The sequence below is a fragment of the Streptomyces sp. NPDC088810 genome, from assembly GCF_044750305.1.
Classification (GTDB): Bacteria; Actinomycetota; Actinomycetes; order Streptomycetales; family Streptomycetaceae; genus Streptomyces.
The window spans coordinates 254,750-266,897 of record NZ_JBIVJQ010000004.1 but is presented as its reverse complement, the minus strand read 5'-3'; the positions used below and the strand labels follow the sequence as shown (position 1 = coordinate 266,897).

10 protein-coding genes are annotated in these 12,148 nt (G+C 69.6%); all 10 read left to right on the top strand.

All coding sequences use genetic code 11. The features are described from left to right. The first annotated feature begins 566 nt into the window (after positions 1-566). The 10 genes from ACIP4Y_RS15790 (at position 567) to ACIP4Y_RS15745 (ending at position 12,103) form a co-directional block, all read left to right on the top strand. The gene (locus tag ACIP4Y_RS15790) at positions 567-1,013 is read left to right on the top strand and encodes a hypothetical protein (protein WP_401393105.1); all 447 of its coding nucleotides are present in this window, start codon (positions 567-569) and stop codon (positions 1,011-1,013) included. A 7-nt stretch (positions 1,014-1,020) separates the two neighbouring features. Further along, on the top strand, positions 1,021-2,868 hold the full coding sequence (locus ACIP4Y_RS15785; protein ID WP_401393102.1) for an alpha/beta hydrolase: 1,848 nt from the start codon (positions 1,021-1,023) through the stop codon (positions 2,866-2,868). A gap of 61 nt (positions 2,869-2,929) precedes the next feature. Continuing rightward, complete coding sequence (locus ACIP4Y_RS15780) at positions 2,930-3,394, top strand: hypothetical protein (protein ID WP_401393099.1); 465 nt, start codon at positions 2,930-2,932, stop codon at positions 3,392-3,394. 250 nt (positions 3,395-3,644) lie between these two features. Next, positions 3,645-4,880, top strand: coding sequence for an amidohydrolase (locus ACIP4Y_RS15775; protein WP_401393096.1), 1,236 nt, complete (start codon positions 3,645-3,647; stop codon positions 4,878-4,880). 278 nt (positions 4,881-5,158) lie between these two features. After that, on the top strand, positions 5,159-6,214 hold the full coding sequence (locus ACIP4Y_RS15770) for a BMP family protein (protein ID WP_401393094.1): 1,056 nt from the start codon (positions 5,159-5,161) through the stop codon (positions 6,212-6,214). Positions 6,215-6,411: 197 nt separating this feature from the next. Next, positions 6,412-7,938 (top strand): ABC transporter ATP-binding protein, encoded by a 1,527-nt coding sequence (locus tag ACIP4Y_RS15765; RefSeq protein ID WP_401393929.1) that lies wholly within the window; start codon positions 6,412-6,414, stop codon positions 7,936-7,938. Next, a complete protein-coding gene (locus ACIP4Y_RS15760) occupies positions 7,935-9,062 on the top strand; it encodes an ABC transporter permease (RefSeq protein ID WP_358642123.1) in 1,128 nt (375 codons plus the stop codon). Before ACIP4Y_RS15765 ends, ACIP4Y_RS15760 begins: the two co-directional genes overlap by 4 nt. Continuing rightward, complete coding sequence (locus ACIP4Y_RS15755; protein ID WP_401393090.1) at positions 9,062-10,348, top strand: ABC transporter permease; 1,287 nt, start codon at positions 9,062-9,064, stop codon at positions 10,346-10,348. Before ACIP4Y_RS15760 ends, ACIP4Y_RS15755 begins: the two co-directional genes overlap by 1 nt. Then, entirely contained in the window at positions 10,345-10,746 is a 402-nt protein-coding gene (locus ACIP4Y_RS15750) for a cytidine deaminase (protein WP_358642127.1), read from the top strand. The genes ACIP4Y_RS15755 and ACIP4Y_RS15750 overlap by 4 nt, the downstream gene beginning before the upstream one ends. A 73-nt stretch (positions 10,747-10,819) precedes the next feature. Then, on the top strand, positions 10,820-12,103 hold the full coding sequence (locus ACIP4Y_RS15745) for a thymidine phosphorylase (protein WP_401393087.1): 1,284 nt from the start codon (positions 10,820-10,822) through the stop codon (positions 12,101-12,103). The last annotated feature ends 45 nt before the right edge of the window (positions 12,104-12,148 follow it).

Below are 12,148 nucleotides of genomic sequence, written 5' to 3'. Positions count from 1 at the left end.
CGGTGTCGTTCGGCCCTATGCCCATCCTGTATGAGAAATGGAAAAACAGGTGGTACGCGATGGGGGCGCGGTCTGAAAAAAAGTTTCTCCACAGCGTAGGGGCTGTTCCTCCCCCGACGGCAGCCCCTGGAGCGATTGTTAGGATTTCCTGCCATCGGAGCAGCCCGGTGCGTCACTCATGGCCCGCACCTCACGCTGCAGCACTTCCACCATGCGGCGCCGGCGTCGCAATTCAATGGTGTCGGTCTGCCGCATTCGGCACTGGTGCGGTCGTAGGAAAATGGACCCCGCGGTGCAGAGGGAGGTGCAGGTGATCATGGTCCAGACGAGCATATTCCACATCTTTTCTTCCCCTGTGTGGCGTGCGGATGGGCTCGCAGGTTATCCAGGCCGGGGTGCGCCCGATTAAATACGCGCGATACGAGATAGACCGTCACTCGAAGGGCGGACTAAAAGTAAATTAGGGGCAATTGCCCTCCTCTGCTTGATTTCTTGCCCGAGCCGTGGGGAGCATGGCTCGGCCGGCGGGGGTTGCCGGCAACGGGGAAACGGGGAGGACCACACCCATGTCCTGGGACGAGTGGGAGCAGTTGAAGGCGGACGCCGCGGCGCGCGGGTCCACGGGGATGCAGTTGAACCACGTGCCGTCGGAGCCGGGCGGCGGCGGGGCCGGCGACCTGAAGTCGGACAAGAAGGTCTGGGCGAAGGCCGGCGAGGACACCAAGGGCTTACAGGACGCCGTCGGCAAGGCGCTGGGCAAGCTGGACGACGGGCAGAGCGGACTCGGCGAGATGTCCGGCGTGCAGTCGGCGGCGGCGCAGCAGGAGCTGTACGAGTCCTGGAAGAAGTACGTCACGGACGTCAACGGCCGCTGCGGTGAGCTGGGCGGGTTACTGGAGCGCTCCGGGCGCGACCTGGCCATGTCGGACGCCGAGGTCAAGGCGGAGCTGGACAAGATCAGGTCCAAGTACCACGACACCGAGGCCGTCGGTGGCCAGGCCAAGGGCCGGTGACGGTGGCATGGACATCGCGACGCTGAAGGCCCTCAAGCCCGCCGAGTTCGAGCAGGCGGCCGACGGGTTCCGGGCCACGAGCGACATGGCGAGCACCGCCAAGGACACCGTCGAGAACCAGATCTCCGCCGGCATCCGGGACCAGCTCAAGGGCGAGACGGCGGACGCCGCGCTGCGGGAGCTGAAGGAGCTGGGCAAGGACTTCCACTACGTCCAGACCGAGTGCGCGCTGGCCGGTACCGCGCTGAACGCGTTCGCGTACGACATGGCCGCGGCCAAGCGGAAGCTGGAGGCGGCCCTGGCGGACGCCGAGGCGGCCGGCTGCACGGTCGGCGCGGACGGCTCGGTCACCTTCCCGGCCGGCGGCAAGGAGACCGACGGCAAGGTGCCCGAGGGCGGCACCGTGTCGGCCGGTACCAGCGCGACCGACCCGACGGCGGCGGCGATGGAGCGCCAGGCCGTGAACATGCACCCGAACCCCCACTTCGGCAAGGCCGTGGAACTGGCGAACCGCATCGGGGACGCGCTGAAGGAAGCGGCGGACGCGGACGCCAAGTGGGCGCCCAAGCTGCGGGCGCTGAAGGCCGACGACGACCTGGTGGTGTCCGGCCGGGACTGGACCGACGTCAAGAGCGACACGGACGGCGTCGTGCAGGGTGCCGACGCCTACGCCCGCTCCCTTCCGAAGCCGCCCAAGGACGGTGATCCGGAGCTGGTCGCCCACTGGTGGGCGGACCTGACGGACGAGCAGAAGACGGCCTACGTCTCCCTGCACCCCGACTCCATCGGCGCCATGGACGGCCTCCCCGCCACCGTGCGGGACGAGGCCAACCGTCTGGTGCTGGCCGAGAGCCGGGCCGCGTACCAGGACAAGCTGGACGCCTGGCTGCAGAAGGAGCCCGATCGCTACACCCCCTACATCAGCCCGATCACCGGCCGTGAGGTGAAGGGCGCTCAGATCGAGACCGAGGAATGGAAGGAGTGGAACAAGAAGAAGCAGGAGCTGGAGGGCCGTATCCGGGGCATGGACGCCATCCAGTCGCGCTTCGACAGAACCGGAACCGACGGCCTGCCCGAGGCCTACCTGCTCGGCTTCGACCCCGAAGGCAAGGGCCATGACGGCAAGGTCGTCATCGCCAACGGGAACCCGGACACCGCCGACCACACCGGTATCTACGTCCCCGGCACGGGCACCCTCCTGCAGGACATCGAGAAGGACATGGGCCGCGGTGAGATCCTGTGGCACGAGACCAACCGGTACGCACAGGGGCAGAAGGTCTCCACCATCACCTGGTTCGACTACGACGCGCCACTGCAGGCGAAGCCGTTCGAGAAGGGCGGTGGCCTGTTCCCGGAGGCGATGTCGGACGAGTGGGCGGCCAAGGGCGGACCGGGGCTGTCGCACTTCCTCGACGGCAACCTCGAAGCGCACCGCATGGCGTCCGGCAACGCCCACCCGGGGCACACCACCTTGATGGGCCACAGCTACGGCACCACGCTCATCGGCGACGCGGCGAAGTCGCGGGTGTGGCCCGAGGGCGCGCTGCCGGTGGACGACGTCATCGCGGTGGGCAGCCCCGGCATGCAGGCGAAGCACGCCGCGGACCTGGGCATCCCGCAGGGGCACATGTGGGCCGAGCAGGGCGGCGGCAACGACTCGGCGGTGCGGATCGGCGGGAAGTACCTGGCCGGCCTCGGTGACGACTGGACGATTCCGACCGACCCGGAGTTCGGCGCCAACATCATGGAGTCGGACGCCGAGGACCATGGCGCCTTCTGGGACGAGGGCTCGACGAGCCTGCGCAACCAGGCCCTCGTGATGGCAGGCCAGTACGACAAGGTGACCCTTGAATAAGAAATACGCGACCGCTGTCAGCGCGGCATTGACCGCCATCCTCTTGGGAGGCTGCTCTCAGGTGAGCGACGAGAAGGACGAGAAGAAGGCCGACATCCGCGACGAGCGAGCCGTCAAGCAGAGCGTCGAGCGGGCGTCCAGCGAGATCCTCGACATCCTGGCGGTGAAGGGCAAGGTGACCCGGTCGGGTGCCGTGGCCGCCCCGTGCTCGTCGTACCCGGAGGAGAGCGAGGTGCACCGCATGCGGCACCCGTGGAGCGTCTACGGTGTGCCGGGGGACGATCTCGAAAGGGCCATGGACCGCCTGCGCAAGCAGTTGCCGGCCAAGGGGTGGAAGATCGTGAAGGACGGTCCCGACAAGAGCCGGGCGAAGCTTCCGCAGATCGTGGCCAACTCGTCCGACGGCCATCTGTCCGCCGACCTGCGCCTGTGGCGGGAGCCCGCCGACAGCGAGCGCTCGTCCATGATCGAAGTCACCGTGGTGTCCGACTGCTTCCGGAGCGAGCCCGACGGCACGACAGGCTGACGACGCCGGGTACACCCGTCAGGCGGAGGGTCCATCGGGGGGCCCGGCGGGGGGTCCGGTTCGTGGACACCGCGCGCGTGACCCGGCCGAGCCGTGGTATCCGTGGAAGAGGAAACATGGGTTTTACCCACCAAAGTCCGCCGCCATGCGTCCGCCGGTCAGATTTTCTTCCCCTAACGGGCTGAAGTTTTGTTGATCGAGGGGTAGTCGACCAGCCGGGCGTCCTACCCTGCAGAGGGTGAAGCAATTGATGTCCCTAGAGTCCGAGGCCGGCCTCCCGGGTGATGTGCTCCCCGGCGTGCTGAGCGAGTCCCTGCACGCCGAACTCGTCGCCTTCCGGCGCGACTTGCACATGCACCCAGAGCTGGGCAACCAGGAGTTCCGTACCACCGCCGCGATCAAGGAGCGGCTGGAACAGGCCGGGCTCAAGCCCCGCGTCCTGAGCACCGGAACGGGACTCGTCTGTGACATCGGCCTCGCGGAGGGTGAGCGCCCGTCGGTACCGCTGCTCGCGCTGCGCGCCGACATCGACGCCCTGCCCATCCCGGACACCAAGACCGACTGCTCGTACCGGTCGACCGTGCCGGACCGGGCCCACGCCTGCGGTCACGACGTGCACACCACCGTCGTCCTCGGCGCCGGCCTGGTCCTCGCCGACCTGCACGCCAAGGGCCTGCTGCCCCGCCCGGTGCGGCTGCTCTTCCAGCCCGCCGAGGAGGTGCTGCCCGGCGGCGCCCTGGACGCCCTCGAGGACGGCGCGCTCGCCGGGGTCGGCCGGATCCTCGCCCTGCACTGCGACCCCAGGGTGGAGGCCGGGAAGGTCGGGCTGCGGCACGGGCCGATCACCAGCGCCTGCGACCGGCTGGAGATCGCGCTGGACGGCCCCGGCGGGCACACCGCCCGCCCGCACCTGACCACCGACCTGGTCACCGCCGCCGCCCGGGTCGCCGTCGACGTCCCCGCGCTGATCGCCCGCCGGGTCGACACCCGCGCCGGTCTCGCCCTCACCTGGGGCCGGATCGAGACGGGCCACGCGCCGAACGTGATCCCGCAGCACGCCGAGCTGTCCGGGACCGTGCGCTGCCTGGACCTGGAGGCCTGGCGGCAGGCCCCCGACATCGTGCACGCGGCCATCGACGAGGTGGCCACCCTGCACCGGGCCAAGTCCGAGATCACCTACGTGCGCGGGGTGCCGCCGGTCGTCAACGACCGGGAGTCCACCGAGCTGCTGCGCCGGGCCATGGTCGCCCGGCGGGGCATGAAGTCCGTGGAGAGCACCGAGCAGAGCCTGGGCGGCGAGGACTTCTCCTGGTACCTGGAGCGCGTGCCCGGCGCGATGGCCCGCCTCGGGGTGCGCCGGCCCGGCGAGCGGACCGTGCGCGATCTCCACCAGGGCGACTTCGACGCCGACGAGCACGCGATCACTGTCGGTGTGGAGTTGTTCACCGCCGTGGCCTTCCTGGACGCCAACGGGGCCCGCGGCTGAGCCGGCGGCCCCCTCGGGGGCCGTTCCCCTGACCGGCGCAACACGGATGCAAGCCATTCGTGCACGGTGCGCAACACCGGCGTGAGAGGGCCGAGAGCCCGAGTTCAGACACTGTTTGCCTCGAATCGATAACGGCTTCGCGAGAGGGTTTTTTGCGACATCTACGCGCGTTACGATGCCGCGAAGCCGACGCCGAAGGGGCGTCTCGGCCGGAGCACTGCCAAGGTGCTCACATCAAGCGCCGCCAAGGCGCTCAGGTCAGGTGAAGGAGCCTTCCCGTGCGCCGGGTAGCCAAGCTTTCCGCTGCGTGTATCGCCTCCGCAGCTCTCGCACTGACTGCCACAGCCTGTGGCAGCACCTCCTCCGACAACAACACCGGCTCGTCCTCGTCCGGTGACGGCAAGGGCGTCAAGGTCGGTCTCGCCTTCGACGTCGGCGGCCGTGGCGACCGCTCGTTCAACGACTCCGCCGCGCGCGGCGCCGACCAGGCCAAGAAGGAGTTCGGCGGCGAGATCAAGGAGCTGACCGCGAAGACCTCGGACACCGAGGCCGACCGCGAGCAGCGCCTGTCCGACCTGGCCGACGCGGGCTACAACCCCGTCATCGGTGTCGGCTACGCCTACGCCGCCTCCATGACCAAGGTCGCCGCGAAGTACCCCAAGACCAGCTTCGGCATCGTCGACTCGGTGGTGAACGGCAAGAACGTCGACAGCATCACCTTCACCGAGGAGCAGGGCTCCTACCTGGCCGGTGTCGCCGCCGCCCTGAAGACCAAGTCGAACCACGTCGGCTTCATCGGCGGTGTCGACGTCCCGCTGATCAAGAAGTTCGAGGCGGGCTTCGTCCAGGGCGTCAAGGACACCAACAAGAAGGTCAAGGTCGACACGCAGTACCTGTCGCACGGCTCGGACACCTCCGGCTTCGCCAGCCCCGACAAGGGCAAGGAGGCCGCGCAGGGCATGCTCGACAACGGCGCGGACGTCATCTACACGGCGGCCGGCTCCTCCGGCAACGGCGCGATCGAGGCCGTCGCGGGCAAGAAGGGCGCCTGGGCGATCGGCGTGGACTCGGACCAGTACAACATCCCGGGTCTGAGCAAGTACAAGAACGCGATCCTGACCTCGATGGTCAAGAACGTCGACGTCGGTGTCTACGACTTCGTCAAGTCGGTCCACGACGGCAAGCCGCTGACCGGCACCAACTCCTACTCCCTCGCCAAGGACGGCGTCTCGCTGTCCAAGAGCGGCGGCTTCATCGACGACATCCAGGCCAAGCTGGACGCCGCGAAGAAGAAGATCGTCGACGGCTCGATCAAGGTCAAGACCACCCCGTGACCTGACGGGTCCCGTCGGACCCAGGCTCGGCGCGGGGCACCTCCCGGAGCCCCCGCCGAGCCATAACAATGTGTCAACTCTACGCGTGTAGCGCGGAGTTGCCGCGCTAGCGTCGCCGACGCCTGCCCCCTCCCCGCAGCCCCTTTCCCCGAGGAGAGTGCGCCATCAACGCGTCCAGCCCTCCCGCTGCCGTCGAACTGCGCGGCATCACCAAGCGTTTCCCCGGCGTCGTCGCCAACCGAGACATCGACATCACGGTCCGCACGGGCACCGTCCACGCCCTGTGCGGCGAGAACGGCGCCGGCAAGTCCACCCTGATGAAGATCCTCTACGGCATGCAGCAGCCGGACGAGGGCACCATCACCGTCAGTGGTGAACAGGTCGTCTTCCACAACCCCGGCGACGCCATCGCCCGCGGCATCGGCATGGTGCACCAGCACTTCATGCTCGCCGACAACCTCACCGTCCTCGAGAACGTCGTCCTCGGCGCGGAGAAGCTGTACGGCATCGGGGGCAAGGCACGCGCCAAGATCAAGGAGATCTCCGACGCCTACGGCCTGGGCGTGCGGCCCGACGCCCTCGTCGAGGAGCTCGGTGTCGCCGACCGCCAGCGCGTGGAGATCCTCAAGGTCCTCTACCGCGGCGCCAAGACCCTCATCCTGGACGAGCCCACCGCCGTCCTCGTGCCGCAGGAGGTCGACGCCCTCTTCGACAACCTGCGCGAACTCAAGGCCGAGGGCCTCACCGTCATCTTCATCTCGCACAAGCTGGGCGAGGTGCTCTCCGTCGCCGACGAGATCACCGTCATCCGGCGCGGCACCACCGTCGGCACGGTCGATCCGCGCGGCACCACTCCCAAGCAGCTCGCCGAGCTGATGGTCGGCAGCGAACTGCCCACCCCGGAGACCCAGGAGTCCACCGTCACGGACGTCCCGATGCTGAAGGTGGACGGCCTGCACCTCACGCAGACCGACCTCGACGGCGTCGAGCGGATCATCCTGGACGAGATCTCCTTCACCATCCACAAGGGCGAGGTCCTCGGCATCGCCGGCGTGGAGGGCAACGGCCAGTCCGAGCTGGTCGAGGCCATCATGGGCATGCGGCACCCGGACGCCGGCGTCATCACGCTCGACGGCACCGACATCTCCCACGCCCCGACCCGCGACCGCCGCGAGTCCGGCATCGGCTACATCCCCGAGGACCGCCACCGCCACGGCCTGCTGCTCGAAGCACCGCTGTGGGAGAACCGCATCCTCGGCCACGTCACCGAGAAGCCCAACTCGCGCGGCGGACTGCTCGACCTCAAGGCGGCCCGCGCCGACACCCAGCGGATCGTCGAGGCCTACGACGTCCGCACCCCCGGCATCGACGTCACCGCCGCCTCCCTGTCGGGCGGCAACCAGCAGAAGCTGATCGTCGGCCGGGAGATGAGCCACAACCCCAAGCTGCTCATCGCCGCCCACCCCACCCGCGGTGTGGACGTCGGCGCGCAGGCGGCCATCTGGGACTACATCCGCGAGGCCCGCCGCGAGGGCCTGGCCGTGCTGCTGATCTCCGCCGACCTGGACGAGCTGATCGGGCTCTCCGACACCCTGCGGGTGATGTACCGCGGCCGCCTGGTCGCCGACGCCGACCCCGCCACGATCACCCCCGAGGAGCTGGGCTCCGCCATGACGGGTGCGGCCACCGGCCACCTGGAGCACACAGAGGACGACGAGCGATGAACAAGCTGACCTCACGGATCGACAAGGAGCGGCTGCTCCTCGGGATCGCAGCCCCCCTGCTGGCGGTCGTGGCCGCGCTCCTCGTCACCACCCTGGTGATCCTCGCGACCGGCAAGAACCCCGGCGACGCCTTCAGCGACATGGTGACCTACGGCTTCGCCAGCGACAGCCAGGTCTACATCCTGAACAAGGCGACGACGTACTACCTCGCGGGCGTCGCGGTGGCCATCGGCTTCCGCATGAACCTGTTCAACATCGGTGTCGACGGCCAGTACCGGCTCGCCGCGTTCATCGCCGCCGTCCTCGGCGGGGCGCTCACCGTGCCCGGCTGGATCGCCATCCCGCTGATCATCCTCTGCGCCATGGCGACCGGTGCCCTGTGGGCGGCCATCGCCGGCATCCTCAAGGTGACCCGGGGCGTCAGCGAGGTCATCGCGACCATCATGCTGAACTCGATCGCCACCGCGATCATCGCCTACCTGCTCCAGCCCGGAAAGCTCGGCCAGCTGGACCAGGCCGGCACCCTGGTCTCCACCAAGCCGCTGCCGTCCTCCTCGTACTTCTTCAGCTTCGACACCGGCCCGGCCGGTGTCCTGTGGGGATTCATCGTCATCGCGGTGATCGTCGGCATCGCGTACTGGTTCGTGCTCGGCCGCACCCGGTTCGGCTTCGACCTGCGCACCGTCGGCCAGTCCGAGAGCGCGGCCGGCGCCAGCGGCGTCTCGGTGAAGAAGATGGTCGCCACCAGCATGATCATCTCGGGTGCGGTGGCCGGTCTGATCGGCATGCCGACCCTGCTGAACGACAGCCACCAGTTCAGCAACGACTTCCCGGCCGGCATCGGCTTCACCGGCATCGCCATCGCGCTGCTCGGCCGCAACCACCCGATCGGCATCGCGCTCGGCGCCCTGCTCTGGGGCTTCCTGGAGCGCACCACCAACCACCTGGAATTCCAGGGCTACGACAAGGAAATCCTCGGCGTCATCCAGGGCGTCATCGTGCTGTGCGTCGTCATCGCCTACGAGGTCGTACGCCGCTACGGCCTCAAGCGCCAGCAGCAGCGCGTCGGTGCCGAACTCGCCGCCCAGGCCGCCGCCCCGACGAAGAAGCAGGAGGTGGCGTGATGACTGCCACGATGACCGACGCGCCGCCGCCGGCGGCCCCCAAGGCGGCGGGCGCGCCGCAGCGCTCCGGCCGCTCCCTCGGCCTGATCCTCATGATCGTCGCGGGCGCACTGCTGCTCGTGGCCGCGGTCCGCGTCATCACCGGCGCGAACCAGCTCGACTCCGCCGGACAGGTCGCCGCCGCGCTCGGCCTCGCCGTACCGATCGGCCTCGCCGGCCTCGCCGGCCTGTGGTCCGAGCGGGCCGGCGTGGTCAACATCGGCCTCGAAGGCATGATGATCCTCGGCACCTTCGGCGCCGGCTGGATCGGCTGGCAGTCCAGCCCCTGGCTCGGCCTGCTGTGCGGCATCGGCTTCGGTGTCATCGGCGGCCTGGTGCACGCCGTCGCCACCGTCACCTTCGGCGTCGACCACATCGTCTCCGGTGTCGCCGTCAACCTGCTCGCGCTCGGCGCCACCCAGTACCTGGCCAAGCTGTTCTTCGCCGACGGCAAGGCCGCGGAGGCGGGCGGCAACCCCAAGCAGTCCCCGCCCGCGGACACGCTGCCGGACGTCACCGTCCCCGGCCTCTCGGACGGCCTCGCCTCGATCGAGAAGCACCACTGGTTCCTGGTCTCCGACCTCGCCGGCATCATCGGCGGTCTGATCACCAACCTGTCCGTGGTGACCATCCTGGCCGTGCTGCTGTTCATCGGCAGCTGGTGGCTGCTGTGGCGCACCCCGTTCGGGCTGCGGCTGCGCTCCTGCGGTGAGAACCCGGTCGCCGCGGAGTCCCTGGGCGTCAACGTCTACCAGTACAAGTACGCGGCCGTGGCCATCTCCGGCGGCCTCGCCGGCCTCGGCGGCGCGTTCCTCGCGCTGGTCACCTCGCACACCTACCTGGAGGGCCAGACCGGCGGCCGCGGCTACATCGGTCTCGCCGCGATGATCTTCGGTAACTGGCGCCCCGGCGGGCTGGCCATGGGCGCGGGCCTGTTCGGCTACTCCGACGCGCTCCAGCTGCGCAACGGCGGTGTGACGGTCCACGCCCTGCTGCTGCTCCTGGTCGTGCTGCTCGCGCTGCTGGCCGGCTGGAAGCTGTACAAGAAGGCCCTGCTGCAGGGCGTGGTCAGCGCCGTCATGGCCGCGCTCGTCCTGGTCTGGTACCTGCTCACCGACGAGGTCCCGAGCGACTTCGTGGGCGCCACCCCGTACGTCGTCACGCTGCTCGTGCTGTCGCTGTCCGCGCAGCGCCTGCGGATGCCGAAGGCCGACGGCATGCGGTACCGGAAGGGCCAGGGCAAGTGACGCCGGAAGCCGAGTTCGACTGGGAGGCGTTGCGCGCCGAGGCACGGGAGGCCATGTCCCACGCCTACGCCCCCTACTCGGGCTACCCGGTCGGCGTGGCCGCCCTGGTCGACGACGGCCGCACCGTCACCGGCTGCAACGTCGAGAACGCCTCGTACGGCCTCGGCCTGTGCGCCGAGTGCGGCCTGGTCTCCCACCTGCAGCGCACGGGCGGCGGCCGGCTGACGCACTTCACCTGCGTCGACGGCACCGGCGCCCTGCTGGTCCCGTGCGGCCGGTGCCGCCAGCTGCTCTACGAGTTCGGCGGCCCGGACCTGCTCCTGGACACCCCCGCGGGCGTTCTCCCGCTCTCCGAGATGCTGCCCCAGGCCTTCGGCCCGGACCATCTCACCACGTAACGCCGTACGGCCCCCCTGCCCCGCTCGCAGGGGGGCCGCACACTTCGCACCTCCCGGAAGGAAGCCCTCAGCCATGGCCATGGACGCCATCTCCGTCATCCGCACCAAGCGGGACCGCGGCGAGCTGACCGACGAGCAGATCGACTGGGTCATCGACGCGTACACCCGCGGCGAGGTCGCCGACGAGCAGATGTCCGCGCTCGCCATGGCGATCCTGCTGAACGGCATGAACCGCCGCGAGATCGCCCGCTGGACGGCGGCCATGATCGCCTCCGGCGAGCGCATGGAATTCTCCTCGCTGTCCCGCCCGACGGCCGACAAGCACTCCACGGGCGGCGTCGGCGACAAGATCACGCTGCCCCTGGCCCCGCTCGTCGCGGCCTGCGGCGCGGCCGTCCCCCAGCTCTCCGGCCGGGGTCTCGGCCACACCGGCGGCACCCTGGACAAGCTGGAGTCGATCCCCGGCTGGCGCGCCCTGCTCTCCAACGAGGAGATGCTGCACGTGCTGGACACCACGGGCGCGGTGATCTGCGCGGCGGGCGACGGCCTGGCCCCCGCGGACAAGAAGCTGTACGCCCTGCGGGACGTCACCGGCACGGTCGAGGCGATCCCGCTGATCGCCTCCTCGATCATGTCGAAGAAGATCGCCGAAGGCACCGGCTCCCTGGTCCTGGACGTGAAGGTGGGCACGGGCGCCTTCATGAAGACCATCGAGGACGCCCGGGAGCTGGCGTCCACGATGGTGGGCCTCGGCACCGACCACGGCGTGAAGACGGTCGCCCTGCTGACGGACATGTCCACCCCGCTCGGCCTGACCGCGGGCAACGCCCTGGAGGTCCGCGAGTCGGTCGAGGTCCTGGCCGGCGGCGGCCCCGCGGACGTCGTGGAACTGACCATCGCCCTGGCCCGCGAGATGCTCGACGCGGCCGGGGTGAAGGACGCCGACCCGGCGAAGGCCCTCGCCGACGGCTCGGCGATGGACGTCTGGCGCCGGATGATCGCGGCGCAGGGCGGCGACCCGGACGCGCCGCTGCCCACCGCAAAGGAGCAGCACGTCGTCAAGGCCCCGGCCTCCGGCGTCCTGACCCGTCTCGACGCGTACGGCATCGGGGTCGGCGCCTGGCGTCTCGGCGCCGGCCGTGCCCGCAAGGAGGACCCGGTGCAGGCGGGCGCGGGCATCGAGCTGCACGCCAAGCCGGGCGACACGGTGACCGAGGGCCAGCCGCTGCTGACCCTGCACACCGACACGCCCGAGCGCTTCGACTACGCGCTCCAGGCGGTGGCGGACTCGTACGACATCGCGGCCCCGGGCACGGCCTTCCAGGCCACGCCGGTGGTGCTGGAACGAATCGCCTGACCTGCGGTTTCCTCTTTCGGGTGAACGGGATCGGTGGACCGCCAC

Coding starts and splice junctions, on each gene's coding strand:
- ACIP4Y_RS15790 (WP_401393105.1), top strand. CDS start 567: ATGTCCTGGGACGAGTGGGAGCAGTTGAAGGCGGACGCCGCGGCGCGC.
- ACIP4Y_RS15775 (WP_401393096.1), top strand. CDS start 3,645: ATGTCCCTAGAGTCCGAGGCCGGCCTCCCGGGTGATGTGCTCCCCGGC.
- ACIP4Y_RS15755 (WP_401393090.1), top strand. CDS start 9,062: ATGACTGCCACGATGACCGACGCGCCGCCGCCGGCGGCCCCCAAGGCG.
- ACIP4Y_RS15785 (WP_401393102.1), top strand. CDS start 1,021: ATGGACATCGCGACGCTGAAGGCCCTCAAGCCCGCCGAGTTCGAGCAG.
- ACIP4Y_RS15760 (WP_358642123.1), top strand. CDS start 7,935: ATGAACAAGCTGACCTCACGGATCGACAAGGAGCGGCTGCTCCTCGGG.
- ACIP4Y_RS15745 (WP_401393087.1), top strand. CDS start 10,820: ATGGCCATGGACGCCATCTCCGTCATCCGCACCAAGCGGGACCGCGGC.